Annotated in this window: 14 protein-coding genes; 9 read left to right on the forward strand and 5 right to left on the reverse strand. The window is 61.8% G+C overall.

What is annotated here, in order from left to right; genetic code table 11:
- Positions 1 to 22 precede the first annotated feature (22 nt).
- Entirely contained in the window at positions 23 to 1,312 is a 1,290-nt protein-coding gene (locus tag ACFQ6Y_RS01250; protein ID WP_378629774.1) for a PucR family transcriptional regulator, read from the forward strand.
- A gap of 93 nt (positions 1,313 to 1,405) precedes the next feature.
- Here the strand turns inward: ACFQ6Y_RS01250 and ACFQ6Y_RS01255 are convergent, their stop codons facing one another.
- Positions 1,406 to 2,707, reverse strand: a complete 1,302-nt coding sequence (locus tag ACFQ6Y_RS01255; RefSeq protein ID WP_378628032.1) for a DUF222 domain-containing protein — start codon at positions 2,705 to 2,707, stop codon at positions 1,406 to 1,408.
- A gap of 116 nt (positions 2,708 to 2,823) precedes the next feature.
- On the opposite strand from ACFQ6Y_RS01255, the gene ACFQ6Y_RS01260 reads away from it, so the two are divergent.
- The 7 genes from ACFQ6Y_RS01260 (at position 2,824) to ACFQ6Y_RS01290 (ending at position 12,930) form a co-directional block, all read left to right on the forward strand.
- Positions 2,824 to 4,140 carry an SWIM zinc finger family protein gene (locus ACFQ6Y_RS01260; protein ID WP_378628034.1) on the forward strand — a complete coding sequence of 439 codons (1,317 nt, stop codon included), beginning with the start codon at positions 2,824 to 2,826 and terminating at the stop codon, positions 4,138 to 4,140.
- On the forward strand, positions 4,137 to 5,621 hold the full coding sequence (locus tag ACFQ6Y_RS01265; RefSeq protein WP_378628037.1) for a DUF5691 domain-containing protein: 1,485 nt from the start codon (positions 4,137 to 4,139) through the stop codon (positions 5,619 to 5,621). Before ACFQ6Y_RS01260 ends, ACFQ6Y_RS01265 begins: the two co-directional genes overlap by 4 nt.
- 59 nt (positions 5,622 to 5,680) lie before the next feature.
- Complete coding sequence (locus ACFQ6Y_RS01270) at positions 5,681 to 6,751, forward strand: AAA family ATPase (RefSeq protein WP_378532711.1); 1,071 nt, start codon at positions 5,681 to 5,683, stop codon at positions 6,749 to 6,751.
- Entirely contained in the window at positions 6,730 to 8,934 is a 2,205-nt protein-coding gene (locus ACFQ6Y_RS01275) for a DUF5682 family protein (RefSeq protein ID WP_378628040.1), read from the forward strand. Before ACFQ6Y_RS01270 ends, ACFQ6Y_RS01275 begins: the two co-directional genes overlap by 22 nt.
- Positions 8,931 to 10,094, forward strand: coding sequence for a VWA domain-containing protein (locus ACFQ6Y_RS01280; RefSeq protein ID WP_378628043.1), 1,164 nt, complete (start codon positions 8,931 to 8,933; stop codon positions 10,092 to 10,094). The genes ACFQ6Y_RS01275 and ACFQ6Y_RS01280 overlap by 4 nt, the downstream gene beginning before the upstream one ends.
- 105 nt (positions 10,095 to 10,199) lie before the next feature.
- The gene (locus ACFQ6Y_RS01285) at positions 10,200 to 10,421 is read left to right on the forward strand and encodes a hypothetical protein (protein WP_378628046.1); all 222 of its coding nucleotides are present in this window, start codon (positions 10,200 to 10,202) and stop codon (positions 10,419 to 10,421) included.
- A gap of 181 nt (positions 10,422 to 10,602) precedes the next feature.
- Positions 10,603 to 12,930 carry a putative bifunctional diguanylate cyclase/phosphodiesterase gene (locus ACFQ6Y_RS01290; RefSeq protein WP_378628050.1) on the forward strand — a complete coding sequence of 776 codons (2,328 nt, stop codon included), beginning with the start codon at positions 10,603 to 10,605 and terminating at the stop codon, positions 12,928 to 12,930.
- 1 nt (position 12,931) lies between these two features.
- Here the strand turns inward: ACFQ6Y_RS01290 and ACFQ6Y_RS01295 are convergent, their stop codons facing one another.
- Both ACFQ6Y_RS01295 and ACFQ6Y_RS01300 read right to left on the reverse strand, forming a co-directional pair.
- Positions 12,932 to 14,056, reverse strand: coding sequence for a GGDEF domain-containing protein (locus tag ACFQ6Y_RS01295; protein WP_378628053.1), 1,125 nt, complete (start codon positions 14,054 to 14,056; stop codon positions 12,932 to 12,934).
- Positions 14,057 to 14,177: 121 nt separating this feature from the next.
- Entirely contained in the window at positions 14,178 to 15,617 is a 1,440-nt protein-coding gene (locus ACFQ6Y_RS01300) for an amino acid permease (RefSeq protein WP_378628056.1), read from the reverse strand.
- Positions 15,618 to 15,774: 157 nt separating this feature from the next.
- Between ACFQ6Y_RS01300 and ACFQ6Y_RS01305 the strand changes: the two genes are divergently transcribed.
- Positions 15,775 to 17,313 carry a PucR family transcriptional regulator gene (locus ACFQ6Y_RS01305; protein ID WP_378628061.1) on the forward strand — a complete coding sequence of 513 codons (1,539 nt, stop codon included), beginning with the start codon at positions 15,775 to 15,777 and terminating at the stop codon, positions 17,311 to 17,313.
- Here ACFQ6Y_RS01305 and ACFQ6Y_RS01310 read toward each other — a convergent pair.
- Positions 17,289 to 18,725 carry an aldehyde dehydrogenase family protein gene (locus ACFQ6Y_RS01310; protein ID WP_378628065.1) on the reverse strand — a complete coding sequence of 479 codons (1,437 nt, stop codon included), beginning with the start codon at positions 18,723 to 18,725 and terminating at the stop codon, positions 17,289 to 17,291. The two genes, ACFQ6Y_RS01305 and ACFQ6Y_RS01310, sit on opposite strands and share 25 nt — an antisense overlap.
- The gene (gene gabT / locus ACFQ6Y_RS01315; RefSeq protein WP_378530738.1) at positions 18,722 to 20,095 is read right to left on the reverse strand and encodes a 4-aminobutyrate--2-oxoglutarate transaminase; all 1,374 of its coding nucleotides are present in this window, start codon (positions 20,093 to 20,095) and stop codon (positions 18,722 to 18,724) included. Before gabT ends, ACFQ6Y_RS01310 begins: the two co-directional genes overlap by 4 nt.
- Positions 20,096 to 20,176 lie beyond the last annotated feature (81 nt).

A 20,176-nucleotide genomic window follows, 5' to 3' on the forward strand; every position in this document is an offset into this window, starting at 1 on the left:
CAAGGAGCGAGGCGCCGGTGCGATGCGGCGCCTCGCCCGGGTGCCTGCAGCCGCGGAGCCGGAAGTGCTTGCCGTGGTTGCCGAATTGGCCCGGCGACTCGACGCGCGCAGCGCCGATATCGCGCGTGAGATGGCTTTCATGATGGCTCACGAAATCGACCAGTTGGACGCCGATGCCAATTTGCTCGAAATGCTCGAAGCGAGCGTGCAGGGAAATATCACGACGATCATCCACGTCTTGGCCAACGACATACCGATCGATCATCTCCAACCCACTACTGCTGCAGTGGAATACGCTCTGCGGCTGGCGCAGCGCGACGTTCCGTCCAACTCTCTCGTTCGCGCCTACCACATGGGCCAAGGCGATCTGATGCGGATCTGTCACGACGAGATCAGCACACTGGACATTCCGGCACGACTCACTTTGGCTGTCCTGAAACACACTTCGGATGTGGTCTACAGCTACATCGACTGGATCACGCTCTACGTCTTCGACGCGTACGAGCGGGAACGCAGTCGATGGATGGCAGCGCAGGGAAACCTCCATTCGGCCGCGATCCACGCCCTCCTGTCCGGCACCAACGCAGATACCGCTGCATTCGAAGCGGAGACCGGATACCGCCTTGGTCAGAACCACGTCGCCCTGGTGGTCTGGTCGACGTGGGATGCGGACGTCATGGGCATCAACACCCTGGACCGACTCGTACGGGACCTCGGTGCATCGGCAGGAGCAGACAAGCCGCCGATCATCACCGCCATCGATCGACGCACGGTGTGGGCGTGGCTGCCGTTCGGTCGCCGGGTGCCTGCGGTGGATCCGGAAGTTCTCGCGGCGGCAGTGCCGTTGGACGGCGGAGCGCGGGTGGCAATCGGACTGCCAGGGTCGGGGGTCGAAGGATTCAAGCGGTCCCACGAACAGGCCACGGCAGCCTATTCCGTTGCTGCCGTGCCAGATACGCCGCAGCGCCCCGTGGTGAGTTTCGGGGACCGAGGCGTAGCCGTGGTATCACTCCTGTCGGAGAACATCGATTCTACGAAGTCATGGGTCTGGGAGGTACTTGGTCCGTTGGCGGACGATACACCTTCTGCCGCATCCTTGCGGACGACGCTGAGCGTGTATTTCGCCCACGGGGAAAGTCATCTGCACACGGCCAATTACATGAACTTGCACCGTAATACGGTGAAATATCGCATCAACAAAGCTCTCGGCGATCCGGTGGCTGCGGGCCGAGACAAGTTGGATCTCGCTCTGGCCCTGCAGGTTTGTGAGCTGTTGGGAAGATCGGTCTTGCGCCCCGCGCGAACGCCGTAAGTACTGGATGCGGCACGGCCTGTGGGCTCCGTATCGGGTGCTGATGTCCGATGCGGAGCCTGGCCGTGTTCCGTTGTACCCGAGAAGCTGTTCTCAGGTTTTGAATGTTGTGTTCGCCGGCCGCGGGTGCCGCTGCGGGTCGATCGAGGGCGGCGGGATGAACCACGGTTTGTTGTCGACGCCGATCCGAATCGCCCACTTGCCGACGAACCCGGATTTGCGGTGCATCAACCGGTGGTGCGAGCGGCACAGCAGGACAAGGTTGTTCATCACTGTCGGACCACCGTTCGCCCAGTGCCTAATATGGTGCGCATCTGTCCACGCCGGTACGCATGAACACCCCGGGAACGCGCAGCCCTTGTCGCGGGCAATCAACGCCACTCTCTGTTCGGCGTTGACCAACCGTTTTCCGGGTTTCGCATCCAACGGCGCGCCGTGGTCGTCGAGTAGGACGGTGGAGAGGAAGCAGTCGCACCCGAGAAGCCTGGTCTGCGAGACCGACAGCGGCCCGAGCCATGGCATGTGCCCGACATCAAGATCTGACGGGGACTCTTCACCATGCGAGGGCGCGGCGGCGCAGTCCCGATGCTCAGCGAGATCGCGCGCGTTGATGTGCACGTTCACGTGCGGACGTTGACCGCCGTCGGTTCCGGTCTTGGCGCAGTCCAGATAGCGGCGGATCAGTTCAGTGAACCCGTCTGCCGTCCGCTTCGCCGCCGACCGAGCATCGGGGGTTCCGTCCGGCGCCGGGGTCGGCATCGTCAGATTCGACAGGGCCGAGAGCAGCATTTCGCCGGTGAGAGCGTCGAAATCACTCCGCACCACCACCCGACCGTTGAGCGTCGACGCGATGCGGAGCTCATTGCGATCCACGTCTTCGGCCGGCGGAATCTCATCCGATTCGAACACCCGCTCCAAAGTCGCGATAACGTGGCGCACCTTCGTCGTCGTCGCTTCTATCCCCGACGCAGCCGCGAGCAGCAGGTCGATGCAGCGAGGCAACGCTTCCTCCGGCATCCCCTTCGGCGGGGACTCACAGAACGCGACGATCAAGACGGCGTGATCGAACGAGCAATCCCCAACATCGAAGCCTGCCGCCACAGCCGGGAACGGCCGTAGCGCGGCGCCCAGGGCGGCGATCTTCTTCCCGTCCCGAACCTGCAACATGGTATTCGCCGCCAACCACGCCCCCACCCCGCGGGACGCGATCACCTGATCGTCCGGGCGCATCGCCAGTTCGTCTACCACTGCCACCCGCACCGCTTCGAGCCGAAGAATTTCCGCACTCGCCTCGATAGCAGCAGCGCGTAACTCTGCGGCAGTCAATTGCCACAGGCGTCCGCGTAACCCCGCCGCAGAACCAGACACCACGTCTGATGATGTGTCGATACTCATTGAATCCCCCGATCCCCATCTCAAATTATAGTCGAACGTCTGTTCGAGTCAAGAGTTACTTCATTAAAGGATCGGCCTGACTCTGCGATGTCAGCGGGTTGTCATACTGTGGTCGAGTGACTTCGCCGTGGACAGCTGGGCAGGTGGCATCGGTAGCTCCCGACGCCGCATCGCTGGCTGCTGCGCGCAAGTTGGTTGGATCGTGGAGCCACACCGGTAACAAGGGTCTCGCGCTCTGGGGGCTGTGCCAGGGAAGCGGCTCGAAGCCGTATCAAGCTGTGGTTGACCTGCGCGGCCCTGCGTACAAGTGCTCGTGCCCCAGTCGGAAGTTTCCGTGCAAACATGCCCTGGGGCTGCTGGTGGAATGGTCGGAAGGGCGAGTGCCTTCGGCGGACGAGCCAGCCGACTTCGCTGCCGAGTGGCTGTTGCGCCGCGAGGAGAAGGCCAAGACCAGCGCCGAGACCATCAGCGCCGAGACCACGGCGGACGAGGCGCCTAGGAAGTCTCCCGACCCGGCAACTGCGCAGAAGCGCGCCGACCGCGTTGCGAGCGGTCTCGTCGAATTGGATCTGTGGATCACCGATCAGATCCGGAGTGGTCTGGCGGCGATGGACACGTCCTGGGCGGGCTTCGACGCAGTCGCCGCTCGAATGGTGGATGCTCAGGCACCCGGTATTGCAGGCACGCTTCGAGCATTGGCGGGAACCGTTGCGTCTAACGAAAACTGGCCCGAGAAAGTCCTCGACGAGTTGGCTCGGTTGCGCATGCTGGTCGCTGCGCATCAGAAGCTGCCCGAGCTGCCGGAAGATCTTGCCCATTCGGTGAAAGCACACGTCGGCTATCCGGTCTCCACCGAGCGTGTGATGGAATCGATTCCGGTGAAAGAGAACTGGATGATTCTCGGTTCCGGGATCACCGAGGAGAAGCGACTGTTCACCCGAACGGTGTGGATGCTCGGCAGGAATTCGCAACGGTGGGTCATGCTGCTCGACTTCTCCCACGGGTCACCGAATTTTGCCACCGAAACGCCGCCAGTCGGGTTTCTGCTCAACGCCGATGTGCATTTCTATCCCGGTGCCGCGGCATTGCGGGCGCGGATGGGGGCAACGCACGGAGAACCGGAGCCCTTCACAACCATGCCGTCCGGAAGCATCGACGCTGCGTTGCAGCAGTTTACCGATGCGCTCGCGGCAGATCCATGGTTGCGGTCTTGGCCGGCAGTGATCAGTTCGGTGGTTCCCTCATTCGTCGACGGTGCCTGGTTTCTCGTCGATGAATCGGGGACAGCGATTCGGGCAGAGGGCGATTCGGACCCACTGTGGAAATTGCTGGGCATTTCCGGTGGCTATCCGGTCACGGTCTGTGGAACGTGGAATGCGCACGCTCTTACTCCGATCTCGGTTTTCACGGGAGGGCAGGTGATCGTGCTGTGAGCACATTGATCTCGGCTGCGCTTCTCGGGACGGCCAGAACAGCAACAACATTCGAGGAACTTCCGGCCGACGTGCGTGCCTACGCGCGCGAACTCGACGGAGATCCTGCCGAGTTGCTTCTCGCCGCAGTCGCGCTGGAGCGGGCGTACCGCCGTGGTGGTGCGGGCTCCACCACGGCGACTGTGCCGACGCCTGCTCCAGACGATGTGCGATTCACCCTGCCGGAATCGTCATCCGCACATCTGATGTCGATGCTCGCTGCCAAGGCGACCTTGCTCGACGAATGGTTCACCGTCGCATTGGCGCACAACTACCGTGCGCCTGATCATCTCGTTGCCGAACTGCTTTCCTACGCTCGGACGAGCGAAACTCACCGCGAGAGTATTCTGCAGCTGGTCGGCGAGCGAGGTCGCTGGCTCGCCGCGCAAAACTCCGAGTGGAGCAAGCTCGTCCGAACCAGAGATGCAAACCCGGACGTATGGCGTCACGGAAGTTCGTCCCAGCGCACGCAGTGGTTGATAGACACTCGCCGAACAGATCCTGCGATGGCGCTGGCCGAACTCCGAAAGTCCTGGGGCGCCGAGCGAGGAGAACAGAAGGCTGCGTTCGTCTCGGCGCTGGCAAACGGATTGAGCGCGGATGATCAACCGTTGTTGGAGGAAGCCCTCGACGACCGTCGCAAGGACGTGCGGCGCGCAGCAGTGGAGGTGCTCGGACGACTACCCGAATCGGAGTTCGGGGAGAGAATGGTTGCCCGGGTTCAGAATTGGGTGCGGGTGGAACGGAAACTCCTTCGGTCCACGCTTGTCATCGTGCCGCCTGAGGAAGTCGATGCAGCGGCCAGACGAGACGGCATCGAAGACCGGCCGAATCCACACACCGACTATCGCGCCGAGTACGTCCGTCAAGCGATCAGTTCTGCGCCTTTGTTCTTGTGGAACACCATGATCGGTGGACCCGACAAGGTTTTGGGGATGAGCGTCGACGAAGGTTGGGAGCCGATCCTTCAAGACGCTTGGTCCAATGCTGCAGTGGCGCAGGACAATGTGGAATGGGCTTTGGAACTCTTTCGCAGACGAGGCGTAGCCACCGATCGTCGACTTCTCCCGTTGGTGCCCGCCGAGGCGCTGGCGGATCTGTTGAGGTCCGGAAACGGCGACGCCAATGTTCTGCATCCGGGCCGGGCAGCGATCTACGACGCTCTGAACGGTCCATGGCCCGAGGACATCACCCGGGCAGTCGTGGCCCAGTGGGAACGAGTTGCGGCCAGACGCGCCGATGGCGGCGCCAAGGCCGGCGAATTCTCGCGCTACAAGTACGTGGCGTCGCTGCGCCTCGCCGAGAGTCGATTTCCCTACAGCGCAGTAACTTTGCTGGACCGGGCGGCGGAGCGTGCTCGCGACCCGGACTGGCGGCAAACCTTCGCCAGAACGGCCAGTGCCATCACCCACCGCAAGACTCTGCTCGAGGAGCTCAAGTGACTGACAGCGTAACCGTGCCTGCCACGGAACCAGCAAAGCTCGCGGAACCGGCAAAGCTGATGCGGCCCCACGCAGAGCAGGAGTACGCGCTCGAACTCGAGGCGCTTGCCGCGCAGGACACCCGCCCACGCCCGCCGTCGTGGAATTTGTCGCCGTGGGCTGTGGTGACGTATCTGTTGGGCGGCACTCTCGATGACGGAACGGTCATTTCGCCGAAGTATGTCGGTCCCCGGCGGTTGATGGAAGTGGCCGTCGCAACTCTTGCGACCGATCGGGCTTTACTGCTGTTGGGTGTTCCGGGAACAGCCAAGACCTGGGTCTCCGAACATCTTTCGGCGGCAATCTCGGGCGCGTCGACGCTTCTGGTTCAAGGTACGTCCGGTACTCCCGAGGAAGCTATTCGCTACGGCTGGAATTACGCCCGCCTCCTAGCGGAAGGACCGACGGCAGGGGCGTTGGTGCATTCTCCGGTGATGACCGCGATGGAAACCGGGAAGATCGCTCGCGTCGAAGAGTTGACGCGTATTCCGGCTGACGTGCAGGACGCGCTCATCACCATTCTCTCCGAGAAGACGTTGCCGGTGCCGGAACTGGGCATCGAGGTGCAGGCAGCCAAGGGCTTCAACCTGATTGCAACCGCCAACGATCGTGATCGCGGTGTCAACGATCTGTCGTCGGCATTGCGTCGACGGTTCAATACCGTCGTCCTGCCGTTGCCGGCCAGTGAGGAGGACGAGGTGGCTATCGTGGCGCGCCGAGTCGAACAGCTGGGCGCAGCATTGGAATTGCCGACGACCCCCGCAGCGGCCGAGGAAATCCGCCGGGTCGTCACAGTGTTCCGGGAACTACGATCGGGAACGACCGCCGACGGCCGAACCAAGCTGAAGTCCCCGTCGGGAACCCTCTCGACGGCGGAGGCTATCTCGGTGGTCACCAATGGTTTGGCGCTGTCCGCGCATTTCGGGGACGGCGTATTGCGGGCGTCCGACGTCGCTGCCGGAATCCTGGGTTCGGTGATCAAGGATCCAGTCGCAGACAAGGTGGTATGGAACGAGTACCTCGAGGCCGTAGTGCGTGAGCGCGGAGAGTGGTCCGACTTCTACCGGGCATGCCGCGAGGTAACCGGGTGACCATCGCCATTCCGGATCTGCGTGTCCGGGTCTTCGGTATCCGTCACCACGGCCCCGGATCGGCCCGTTCGGTTCGGCAAGGCCTGGAAGAGTTTTCACCCGACGTCGTCCTGATCGAAGGGCCTTCGGATGCAGATCCGTTGGTGATGCTGGCGGCATCGGAGTCGATGGAACCGCCGATTGCGTTGCTCGCGTATGCCACTGGTGAACCGTCGAAGGCGGCTTTCTGGCCATTTGCGGTGTTCTCACCCGAATGGCAAGCGCTGCAGTGGGCTGCGAAGAACGGTGTGCAGGCACGGTTCTGCGACCTGCCCGCGTTCAACGTGTTGGCGGATCAGGGGATTCGTACTACACGCGAGGGTGATCCTCTGGCGGAGCTGGCCGCGGCCGCTGGTTTCGACGATACTGAACGCTGGTGGGATTCGGTGATCGAATCGAGTTCGGGCGCAGACTCTTTCGATGCGATCGCCGAGGCGATGGAGGCACTGCGTGAGACAGTGCCGATCGACGAGGAGACCGCGCATCGCGAAGCGTACATGCGCCAGGTGGTGCGAAAGACGTTGAAAGAAGGAGCCGAGAGGGTTGCCGTCGTCTGCGGCGCCTGGCATGCGCCGGCGTTGGTCGGAGCCTTGGGTCCTGCGGCCCCCGATGCTCGCATTCTCAAAGGAATGTCCAAGATCAAGACCTCGCTGACTTGGGTTCCCTGGACACATTCACGCCTTGCGTCGGCATCTGGTTACGGCGCCGGAATCACTTCGCCGGGTTGGTATCACCATCTGTTCACCGCGAACGACAAGACGATCACCCGGTGGCTCACCAAAGTTGCCCGGGTGCTCAGAGACGAGGACCTCCCGATCTCGAGTGCCCACGTCATCGAGGCTGTCCGGTTGGCAGACACGTTGGCGGCACTGCGTTCTCGCCCCTTGGCGGGGTTGTCGGAAGTTACCGAGGCCACGAGGTCGGTGATGTGCGACGGCAACGATGTTCTCCTGGATCTGATCACACGAAGACTTGTTGTGGGCGAAGCACTGGGCGCGGTACCCGAGGAGACGCCGACAGTCCCACTCGAAGCAGACCTGCGCGCACGTTCGAAGACGTTGCGGCTCAAACAACAAGCAGGGGCAAAGAATCTGGATCTGGACCTGCGACGCGACATCGACGTCGAACGTTCCCAGTTCCTGCACCGACTGGGAATTCTCGAGATCGATTGGGGGACTCCGGCCGACAGTGAGATCCGTTCCACCGGAACTTTCCGGGAAACCTGGGCGCTGCAATGGAAACCCGAATTCTCGGTGTCGGTGATCGAGGCGTCGCTGTGGGGTACGACGGTGGCCCAAGCGGCAGCCTCGCGGGTCGTCTCGAAGATTCACGAACCGGAAATCACGCTTGCTTCACTCGTCGAACTGCTGGAGAACTCGCTGCTGGCAAATCTTCCAACAGCGCTGTCCGCCGTGCTGGAAAGCGTGAAAACAGTTGCAGCGCTGGACCATGATGTGTCACATCTGATGGCCGCGCTGCCCACGCTGACCCGAACACTGCGGTACGGCGACGTGCGCCGAACCGACGTGTCGGCGTTGATCGACGTCGCCGACAGCTTGCTGATCCGCATCTGTACCGGCCTCGCAGTCGCCGTCACCGGGTTGGACGATCCCAGCGCCGAGGAGTTTCGCGATCACCTCGACAAGGTGCACTCGGCAGTCATGGTCCGTGACGACAGCGATGCGAGCGCACGGTGGTTGCAGGCGATGGCCGGAGTGATCGACCGTGACGACGTCAACGGACTTCTCGTCGGCCGGATGGTGCGGCTCCTTCGCGACAGCGGTTCCATCACGGAAACCGCTGCAGCTCAGCGCTTGTCTCGGGCCCTGTCTGTGGGAAGCGCGCCCACCGCCAAGGCAGGGTGGGTCGACGGGTTTCTCGGCGGAGGAGGGCTTGTGCTCATTCACGATCGAGCGTTGCTCACGCTGATCGACACGTGGGTCCGTCACCTTCGTGAGCAGGATTTCATCGACACGCTTCCGTTGCTTCGACGCACGTTCGGATCCTTCGAGGCCGGGGAACGTCGGGCGATCGGTCAGGCGGTCAGGGGTGGTCGACGCGTCGAAACGACAGTGGAGACCGATGCTCGACGCGGCAGAGCGGCAATGGCGGTCGTTGCGGACATCTTGGGGGTGGGCGCATGAGCGACGATGATCAGCGCCTTCGACGCTGGAGATTGATGCTCGGGGAATCCGCCGAAGAGTCGACGGGTGGACTGGGCCAACCGGGCGAGCGTCGAATGGATGCGGCTCTTGCAGCGCTCTACGATTCGTCCGGCCCCAGCAAGGGCCGACGTCGCTCAGCCGGATTGGGGGCGTCGGCGCCGTCCGTCGCCAGATGGCTCGGTGACATCCGGACGTACTTTCCCAGCACGGTGGTGCAGGTGATGCAGAAGGACGCGATAGATCGGCTGGGTTTGGCGCAACTGCTGCTCGAACCGGAACTGCTCGACGCGGTCGAACCGGATGTGCATCTGGTCGGGACGCTTCTGAGCCTCAATCAGGTCATGCCGGAGGCCAGCAAGGCAACTGCTCGGATGGTCGTCGGCAAGGTGGTTCGCGAAGTCGAGGAGCGAATCGCGCAGAAAACGAAGGCCGCGGTGACCGGCGCACTCAATCGCGCGGCCAGAACTTCGAATCCGAAGTTGCGTGACATCGACTGGGATCGAACCATCCGAGCAAATCTGTCGCACTATCTGCCGGAGTATCGAACCGTCGTTCCGGAGCGGCTCGTCGGATACGGCCGAAAGTCGAAATCAGTTCAGCGCGACGTGGTGCTCGCGATCGACCAATCGGGTTCGATGGCGTCCAGTGTCGTCTACGCATCAGTGTTCGGTGCGGTGTTGGCATCGATGCAGGCGCTGAAGACTTCGCTCGTCGTTTTCGACACCGCCGTCGTTGATCTGACAGAGAAACTGTCCGATCCGGTCGACGTCTTGTTCGGGACGCAACTCGGTGGGGGCACGGACATCAACCGCGCGATCGCCTACAGCCAGTCGTTGATTTCGCGTCCCGCCGAGTCGATGTTCGTTCTCATCTCCGACCTCTACGAGGGCGGTATCCGCAACGAGATGTTGCGACGCATGGCCGCCATGAAGACCTCCGGCGTTCAAGTCGTGGTTCTACTGGCGCTCTCGGACGACGGGGCACCGTCGTTCGATCACGACAATGCGGCGGCGCTGGGTGCTCTCGGCATTCCCGCGTTTGCGTGCACGCCGGACAAATTTCCGGAGCTGTTGGCGGTGGCTCTGGAACGAGGGGACGTATCGGCCTGGGCAGATCAGCTCACTCTCGAACAGCACTGACCGGTCTGCTTCGGAGACCTGAGCGCCAGGTACGACAACCTCACGACATCTGCGATTGCCGGCATCGAAGACAACCCATCGGTTCCGACCTCGGTGCAGCAGCAAGTGAGCACTGACCTGGCCTCGGGTTTGCCCTTCTTGACGACAATGCAACTCCGATCAGCTCTCGGTGATGCCGGTGTCGCCGAATCCGCGGCGGACGCGATCGTGGATGTGAAGGAAGGCGCCAAGCCTTACGTGTCGCGGTCGGCGGCAAACGCGCGTCGAGCTAAGAATCAGCAATCGTTTGCCGACCTGGAAGATCGAATGACCGACCTCTGGATATAGTGATCTGCGCACAATCGATTCGTCAGATGGCTACCGTTGTAGAGAAACAAGCAGCGAGTCTGAAACACTGACGTTTCGCCGGAAAAGGGTTCGGTGGGGAGCCAGGGGAGGTTCGGATGGGCAGGCGAGCGGTTTTGACGCCCGCTGCTGGCGCCTGCGCACATGTCAGGATGCCCCGTCGATGAACCGTCTGAGTAGACCTGGTCGGCAGGATCCCGCTTCGGAGGCCGACTGTAACAACCTGTTTCGCCGTCAGATCGACGAAGCTGCTGCCGTCGCACCGTTCGCCAATCTTGCGTACATGGCGAGCTTGGTCGTGATTCTGGCGTACACCGTTCCGCCCGGACGTCAGACGCTCAGATGGCTGGGTGGCGCGCTCATCTTTCTTGTCCTCGCGAATTCGATTCGAGTATGGATACCGCTTCGCTGGCGACCGTCGAAGCACACACCGCGCTACGACTACGCGGGTCTGCTCCTCGAAGTGATCGTCATCGCGAGCCTCGACGTCACACTTTTCGCCTTGCTTTTCCACGACATGGACGTCTTCCGTGACTTGGTGCTGATCGCGACGATGGCCGGAATCATGGGCGCCGGAACCGTCACGTTTTCGAGTCTGAGGTCGGTGAGCCTGACTTGGATCTACATTCACGGCCTCGGCGTATTCACCGTTCTCGTCGTCCACGCCGAACCCCACTTTCGCGTACTTGCGATTCAGTTGTGCATCTACATGTTTGCGCTCACGGTGGGTGCGGTGTATCTCTCGGCCTCGTTCCAGCGACGTTGTCTTGCAGAGTTTCAGGCGGAATCCGAGCGTCAAACTGTGGCACTGTTGCTCGACGGTTTCGAGGGCGGTTCCCGCGACTGGCTCTGGGAGTGTGACACCAACGGCCGGTTCTCCCACACCTCGGCCCGGCTCGCCGAGGTCGCCGGTATGACGGTGGACGAGTTGCAACAACTCACCTTCGGGCAACTCCTCACCAGACTCCAGATCGCATCGAGTCCGGAGGGGCGTGCGGCCGCGGCCGAAATGATCGACAAACTCGAATCGAGTACCTCGTTCCGGGACACCGTCGTTCCAGTGCATGTCGACGGCAAACGACGCTGGTGGTCACTTTCCGGTAATCCCCGGGTCCTCGAGTCCGGGGTGATTCTGGGCTGGCGCGGTGTCGGATCCGACATCACGGAGAGGTATGTCCACGAGCAGGAGATTCTTCGTCTTGCTGCCACCGACTCGCTGACGGGGTTGCCCAACCGTCGTGCCTTTGGTGTGGCGCTCGAGGCGGCCATCAAATCTCGGGTGCCGGAGAAGCAGGTCCTCGTCGGGATTCTCGACCTCGACAACTTCAAATCGGTGAACGACACCCTCGGCCATCCGATCGGGGACCACTTACTTCTCGAAGTCACCAAACGCCTGCGCGACGTCATCGGTTCGGACATGTGCTCGAGGATGGGCGGCGACGAATTCGGGCTCATCGTCTGTACCTCGGCCGGCAACGATCCCGGTGAGATTTTCGATCGGTACCTGGCAGTGCTCCATGAGCCCTTCTTCGTAGAAGGCAATCGAATCGAGGTGCGGGCCACGATTGGTTACTCCAGCGCACCCGAGGATTCCACCGACGCCGACGGACTGGTGATGCTGGCGGATCTGGCTCTGTACGAAGCAAAGTCGACGGGACGGAATCGAGTCGGCAAGTTCTCGCCGTTACTGCGAGCGCGGGCATCGGCACGCGCAACAGCGCTGCACGAGCTGGACAGGGGGATCGAGGAAGGTCAGTTCGATCTCCACTACCAACCTCAGGTCGACACTCAGACCGGTGAAGTGGTCGCGTTCGAGGCTCTTCTTCGGTGGAACCATCCCAGTCGCGGCCTCATCGGGCCCAGCCAGTTCATCTCGGTGGCGGAGGAAACCGGAATGATCATCCCCCTCGGCGCACAGGCAATGGCGATGGCGACCGCGGCCGCTGCGGGGTGGCCGAGCGGAATCGGCGTCTCGGTCAACGTTTCACCAGTGCAGTTGGTGTCGCGAGAGTTCGGCGCGATGGTGAAGAAGGCTCTGACGGATTCGGGTTTGCCTCCGCATCTGCTGCAACTCGAAATCACCGAGACGGGTGTTGTGGACGATCGGGCAATCCGGGATCTCTACAAGCTGCGTGAACTCGGTGTCACCGTCGCACTCGACGATTTCGGCACCGGCTATTCGTCTTTCGCCACGCTTCAGAGACTTCCGATCGACGTTCTCAAGATCGATCGCATGCTGGTCACGGACTCGGACGATCCGAAGATGTCCGTGGTGAAATCCATTGTCGAATTGGCCGCGGCTCTCGGCATGCGGTCGTTGGCCGAGGGCGTCGAGACGATTGAGCAGTTCCGCCGCGTTCAGTGGGTCGGCTGCGACCTGGTCCAGGGCTACCACATCAGCAAGGCTCTGACGGCCGAGCGCGTCGACGTGTATCTGGCGGCAACCGACACCGAATCCGGTCGGAGCGTTCACCCGTTGACGTGGCTGTGAATCAGATCTGAGCCGAGCGGATGGTATTGCCGCCTGCCGCTTTCGCTTGGTACATCATCGAATCCGCGACATTTGTCGCGGCCAGGATCGCGGAAGCACCGCCGCTCCACGCCTTCGATTCGGCGGTCATGATCACCGCTCCGACGCTTACCGTAGTGGCGATCGCATCGGAGCAGTCCGACAGCGCGGCGTTTATCCCCTCGATCGACAGAGTCGTTGATTCGGGATCCCCGGCGATGACGGCCAGATACTCTTCCCCACCGGTCCGAGCAATGACCCCGCGTTCTCCGAGATGCGTACTCAGGCGGTTCGCTGTTCTTCTGATGACATGGTCTCCCTCGGCGTGACCGTGAAGATCATTCACCGTCTTGAATTTGTCGATATCGACGACGATGAAAGCGAGACAAGAAGAATCGTCGCGAGCCCTCTCGAAGAGATCGCTGGCCGCCCCCTCGAGGCCGCGACGGTTGAACAGTCCGGTAAGCGGATCACGATCCGAATATTGGGCATCGCGGTACAGAGTGCGCCAGGTCAGGTGTGCAAAAATTGGAACAAGTGTGACAGCTCCGAAAAGAACGGTGCCGCGGGCGAGAAGCGTCGTGATATCGACTTCGCCTTGTAGGTATGCAAGAACGAATACTGTAGTCGTGACAGTCGTCGACCAGAGGACATGAGCGACAAGCCATCTTGCGCTGACAAAAAGCGTCGCAAAGGTTCCGGTGACCGCAAAGACGATGCAACCGAACGTCCCGGACGAGCGTTCCGGCACCAGAAGTACCGCGGCCGCGATCCCGAGATCTGCGAATATCCCGAATGCGAGTAGGCCGCGGCGACCTGGAAACGGTTGAGTGAACCAGCACGCCGCGATCGCCACACATGTGCAGATCATGAAAACCGACAGTGCTTTGCCGGGTGTGGTCGGCGGTGTATCCGGTCCGATCAATTTGTAGAAAGCGGAAAGCCCGAAGATGATCGTCATCATTCCGAGCAAGGTTCGGAAGATCGGAATGATTGCTCGGCCGGATCTCTGGTGTTTTATCCACTCGTAGTCGTGTGGTTCGTTGAACCATTCGTGAAGTGTTTGCCAAGAACTGTGCCCTTCGGAGGCGATGACAGGGCTCGGCATGCTGTCCATTTTGCCTTGAATTTGGACAAAGAAAAAATCTTGTGTTCGAGCGGTTTTGCCGGTCCGATTTTTTCGGGGAAGTGGTTTAATTATCGAGTCGAGCGCTTACTCGATGCTTGTTTCAAGCCTTCTTCGAACTGCTGTGTGCGTTGTTCGAGTCGGTCGCGAACGATACGACTTTTCGCGTACGAGACTTTCTCACGACGTAAGCGACGAGGATAACTCCCAGAGCGACCAGGCTTTGGACGAATTCCGCGCGCGTGGGTTCGTTGAGACCCATTCCCACCAGGATCACGAGAATCAGACCAGTGACCACTATCGGCAAGCCGGGATACAGCCAGACGCGGAATTTCAGAATCTCGGGGCTTTCGCGTTCCCATCGGCGTCGGAGGCGTAGTTCGGATACACAGATCAGGATGTAAACGAACAAGCAGATTGCGCCGGACGAATTCACGAGGAACAAGAAAATCGTGTCCGGCCAGATGTAGCCGGCCGCGATACAGAAGTACCCGGCCACGGTGCATGCGAGTACGCCCTTCACCGGCACGCCGCGGCTGTTGGTCCGTGTCATCCATGCCGGCGCGTCGTTGTAGACGGATAGGGCGAAGAGCATCCGTGACGCCGTGTACAGGCCGGAGTTGAGGCAGGACAGCACCGCGACCAGAACCACGAGATTGAGAATGTCGGCGGCGCCGGGAATTCCGAGCAGATCGAGTGCGGAGATGAACGGAGAATCGCCGACGACGAACGAATCCCACGGCAGCATCGTCACGAGGAGGAAGGTGGCGACAACGAAGAAGGCGAGAATGCGGAAGACGACGGTGTTCGTGGCTCGCCTGATCGCTCCGGCCGGTTCGGCGGATTCCGCTGCGGCGATCGTGACCAGCTCGGCTCCGGTCATGGAGAAGATCACGGCGACAACGCCCACCAGTACGGGGGTGAAGCCGTTCGGCAGAAATCCTCCGTGGCCGGTCAGATTGCTGAAATCGACTTCACTGCCGGGCCATATGCCGAAGACGAACAGACTGCCGAGCACGATGAAGCCGATGATGACGGCGACCTTGATGCCCGCAAACCAGTATTCAGCCTCGCCGAAGTTGCTGACGGAGAGAAGATTGACCCCGGTCATCACCAACAGGAGTACCGCTGACATGAGCCAGAGCGGGACACCATGGATCCACCGGGAGAGCAAGGTTGCTCCGACGACGGATTCGATGCCGACGACGATCACCCAGAAATACCAGTAGAGCCAGCCTGTGGTGAAACCCGCCCAGTCGCCCAACGCCATGCGTGCGTACTCGGTGAACGATCCCGTACACGGCTTGGCCACGGCCATTTCACCGAGCATGCGCATCACCAGGAACACGATGATGCCGCAGATCGCGCACGTGATGACTGCGCCGGGGCCGGCCTGGTTGATGATTCCGCTCAGCCCGACGAAGAAACCGGCGCCGATGACGCCGCCCATGGAAAGCATGGTCAGGTGGCGCTTCTTCAAGCCTGTTTTGAGTGTCGAATGAACGGTGGCGGCTTCGGCTGTTTCGGTGCTGCTGTCGGGCATCTGGGCTCAGCTCCTATTGCATGACGCGATCAGTTCTTTCGGAGAGACGCTAAGCTCATCGTGTGATCCAGAACATGGACTTGATGTATAAATCTGAACTGGAAACTGTCAGTTCTGTCCACTGCCTTTCGGTCCACTGTCTTCGGAGGTTGCGGTAATGCCGATGACGGTCCGGCGGCTGGCAGCCACCCCCTCGCTCGGCCTCACGATCGTTGCAGGTCACGACGACGTAGATCTGTCGATCAGTTGGGCGCACGCAATCGAATTGCAGGATCCGACCCAGTGGCTCGCTGGTGGAGAGCTTGTCATGACGACGGGGCTGCACCTTCCGCGTTCGGCGACAAAGCAATACGAGTACGTCGAACGCATTGCGCAGACCGGTGCGGTGGCACTGGCGTTCGACACCGGCACCGTGCACGAGAGGGTGCCGGACGCGATCATCAGGGCCGGCGACGAACTGGGTTTTGCCGTGCTTTCCGTCGCCAAGGAGACGCCGTTCATCGCCATCTCGCGGGCCGTGATCGACGAACTGACCGCCGACCAGATACGAACGGTGCAGGCGGTGGTCGACGCGCAGGAGAAGTTGGCGCGTGCCCTGCTCGACGGGGTGCCGGCTCTGATCACTGCCCTGGGTCGAGCGGTACATGCAGCAGTGTGTGTTCTCGATCGGGACGGAGCGGTGCTGGCTCTGACGGAAGGTGCGAGTTCGTCTCTGCCCGAACGTATCAGGGAGCGATCAGGTAAGGAGCGCAGCCGGGTCGTGGTGGACGACGACGGTCACCTGGCCATTCACCGCCTTGCCGTGAGCGGCACCCTGGCCGTGGCGTCCGACGCCGCCTTGGATCAGTCCGAGCGATTGTTGGTCGGCCACACGGTGTCGCTGCTGACCATCGAGCTTGCCAAGCCGTTGCGGGTTGTCGATGCCGAACAGCGGCTGAGGTTGGCAGTTACGACGATGGTGCGCCAGGCCGGCGGTGACGTCGACGAAAGTCTGTTGCGGTACTTCGGATTCGAATCCGAAACCACGGTGGTGGCAACTGCCTTGACCGATGTCGGACCGTTGCTGGCGGCAACCGACATCACTTCAGCGGCCTTGAAAGAAGAGTCGGTGCCGTACCTTTTGGCTCCGCTGAGTGACGGAGCCGGTGTGTGGTTCGTCGTGAAAAGTGAAGTTGCGGAAAAGGTCACGCGTAGTGTCTATGCGAGAGTGCGGGAGAGTTCGCGCCGGGGTATCAACGGTGGAATCGGTGGCGTCCGGAAGATGAGCGGTGTAGCAGCCAGTCTGCGCGAGGCCGTCTCTGCTGCCAAAGTGGGGCAGGTCGAAGGACACACGCTCGTTCCGTTCTCGGAACTCGGGACTTTCAGTCTCTTGTTGAGTGTGCAGTCGAACGATGTTCTGCAGTCGATCGCGGCCGGCGGCCTCGGTGTGCTGGAAGGCTACGACACCGAGAACGGTTCTCGTTTGGTGGACTCGATCGAAGCGTTCCTGCACCACAATGGTCAATGGGAGTCCGCTGCAGCGCAGTTGGGTGTTCACCGGCACACGCTGCGTAACCGCATGGACAAGGTTGCCGAGTTGATCGGCCGAGATCTCGATTCCGCCCACACGCGGTCCGAGTTGTGGATTGCACTCAAAGCTCGTGAACTGCTGCAGGCGGAATCGAATTCAGATCACGCTCGGCCGCCCCTGAGATAGACGGTGGTGGTGTGAGTGAAGAACTCTCGCGCTGCGTCGCCTTGTTCCTTGGGCCCGTATCCACTCCTCTTCGCGCCGCCGAAGGGCACGTGCGGATCAGCGCCCGCCGATTCCGAATTGACGTGCAGGATCCCCACGTCCAGGTCGTCGATACCGGCAAGCGCACTGGTCAGGTCTTGCGTGAACAACGCTGCGGACAAACCGAATTCGCCCTCGTTCGCCAGGCGGAATGCGTCCGCAGTTGTTGCTGCCTGCTGCACCGCCAGAACCGGGCCGAAGAGTTCCTCGAACCACAGTTCGGTGCTCGCCGGTAGTTCCAGCACTGTCGGCTGGACGTAGTAGCCCGACTGCGGCGCTTCGGCGGTGGCCACAACTCTGGCGCCGCCGCCGATGGCTCGATTGATCCCCTCGCTGATCGACTGCTGCGCGTATGCGCTGATCACGGGACCTGTCGTGACGTCGGGATCGAGTGGATCTCCGACTCTCAATTCCTTGACTTCGACGGTCAGCCTCGCCAGGAATTCCTCGGCGATGGATTCATGGAGCACCAGACGTGAAGTGGCCGTGCATTTCTGGCCGGTTGACCGGAATGCGCCCAGCATGACCTGCTCGACCGCAAGCTCCAGATCTGCGTCGGCAAGTACGACTGCTGCGTTCTTTCCACCCATTTCCGCCTGTACCGGAACTCCGCGCGCCGCAGCAGATCCCGCGATCTTTCGGCCGACGCCGGTGGAACCGGTGAAGGTGACGGCGTCGAGGTCCGGGTGATCGACCAGCGCTTCACCGGCTGCGCTGTCGCCGAGGATCATGTTCAGGACTCCGTCGGGTAGGCCAGCTTCGGTCATTGCCTGCGCGAGACGGAAGGCCAGAAGGGGCACCGCGGCAGCGGGTTTCCAGACGACGGTGTTTCCGTACACCAAGGCAGGCGCAATCTTCCATGCCGGGATCGCGATCGGGAAGTTGAACGGCGTGACGACGCCCACCACGCCGAGAGGTTTGCGAGTGACGAGAATCTGCTCGCTGCTACGTGGGGAGGAGTACACCGTTCCGCTCTCGCGGTCGGCGGCGTTGCCGTAGTAACGCAGAATCTGCGCTGCCCGGCGCACTTCTCCGATACCCTCGGCCAGCGTTTTCCCTTCTTCGCGGGTGAGTTCTTCGCCCCAGGCCTCGGCGTTGGATTCGATGATTTCCGCTGCGCGAGTGAGGTATGCGCCGCGTGCGGACATCGGCAGGCGAGCCCAGTCGTTCGCGGCGATGCGGGCGACGCGAACGCCGGTCGCCATTTCGGAGGCACCGGCGCGGCCGCCGGTGGCGACAACCTCGTCGGGACGCGCCGGGTTGGTGTCCGTCAGTGTGCCTTCGCTGCCCGTGACCCAAGCTCCGCCGATCAAGCTGCGCACGGTGACGCTCATCGGACTGCGGCCACAGCGTCGCGAAGGATACCGAGTCCTTCGGTCAGCAACTCGTCGGAGATGCTCAGCGGCGGGAGGAATCGGACGACGTTTCCGTAGGTGCCGGCGGTGAGGAGAAGGAGACCGTGCGCGTGGGCGTAGTTGACGATCTGGACGACGGCCTCGCGATTCGGAGTCTTGTCCTCGTCGTGGACGAGTTCAATTGCAACCATGGCGCCGCGTCCACGAATGTCGCCGATTATGTTTGTGTCCGAGGCGATTTCGGACAGCCCTGTGGTCAGAATGTCACCGATGTTCTTGGCGCGGTCGAGGAGCCCTTCCGTCTCGATCGTCTCGAAAACTGCCAGGGCGGCCTCGCAGGCAACAGGATTGCCGCTGTAGGTACCGCCGATACCACCGGGATGCGCGGCGTCCATGACGTCGGCTCGGCCGGTCACGGCGGCGAGTGGCATTCCGCCGGCGAGACCTTTTGCGGTTGTGATGATGTCGGGGACGAAGTCCTCACTCTCGCTGGCGAACCAGGCTCCGGTTCGTGCGATACCGGTCTGGACCTCGTCCGCGACGACGAGAATGCCGCGCTCACGGCAGAATTCCGAGATGCGCTTCAGGAATCCCGGAGCGGGAACGATGAAACCGCCCTCACCCTGAATCGGTTCCACGACCACAGCGGCTACCGCTTCGGCACCGATCTGAGTGTCGATCGCAAGACGGAACTGGGCGAATGCTTCGTCGGCCGCATTTTCGGGGCCGCTCGGCCAACGGTAGGGGTAGGCCATCGGAACCCGGTAGACCTCTGGCGCGAACGGGCCGAATGTGGCCTTGTACGGCTGGTTCTTGGCTGTCATCGTCATCGTCATCAACGTGCGACCGTGGAATGCATGGTCGAAGACGACAACTGCCGGGCGACCGGTGGCGGCACGTGCGTATTTCACGGCGTTCTCGAGCGCCTCGCTGCCGGTGTTGAACAGCGCTGTTCGCTTCTCGTGATCTCCCGGGGTCAGGCGGTTGAGCGCTTCGCAGACCTCGACATACCCCTCGTAGGGGTTTGCGAGGAAACACGTGTGGGTGAACTGACCGAGCTGGCGCGTGGTGCGTTCGACCACGCGCGGCGCGCTGTTTCCGACGGTGGTCACGGCGATGCCGCTGCCGAAGTCGATGAACGAGTTGTCGTCGACGTCGACGACAACTCCTCCGCCCGCTGCAGCAACGTAAATGCTGGATCCGCTGGTCAGTCCGGCCGGCAGTGCGGCGCTCCGGCGCTCGGCCAAAGCGCGCGAGTTGGGGCCAGGCACTTCGGTGACGAGGCGTCGTATCTGGGGAAGGGTCGGTCCACCGATGCACGTTTCCGTGCCGTGCTCGAGAATGGTCATCGCAGTGCCTCCAGTCGTTTTCCGAACTGTAGGGCGGCGATAAACAATCCGGACATGGCCGGATTGTCGAGCGGCTTCTAT

Source organism: Rhodococcus sp. NPDC056516 (assembly GCF_042794655.1).
Lineage (GTDB): Bacteria > Actinomycetota > Actinomycetes > Mycobacteriales > Mycobacteriaceae > Rhodococcus_F.